We start from the raw sequence: 233 nt of genomic DNA on the forward strand, positions 1-233 counted from the left end.
GTAACACCGCAACCAAACCCACGGAGACGATCGCTGTGCCGAGCCAGTCAAGCTTCCCAGGCGTCCTGACGGGTGACTCGGGCATGCCGAAGATCGCGCCTAGCAGCGCGATGACAACAAGGCCCGCTGGGAGCCAAAACAGCCAATGCCAGGACAGGGATTCAACGATCGGACCCGCTGCGACGATTCCGACGCCGGCTCCGATGCCGAAGATGGCGGACAGCAGCCCGATG

At 63.5% G+C, this 233-nt stretch carries 1 pseudogene; it reads right to left on the reverse strand.

What is annotated here, in order from left to right:
* Positions 1-233, reverse strand: a pseudogene (locus tag SB764_RS44825) (MFS transporter); the annotation flags it as partial.

The organism is Paraburkholderia sp. SIMBA_027 (assembly GCF_046535315.1).
GTDB classification, from domain to species: domain Bacteria; phylum Pseudomonadota; class Gammaproteobacteria; order Burkholderiales; family Burkholderiaceae; genus Paraburkholderia; species Paraburkholderia tropica.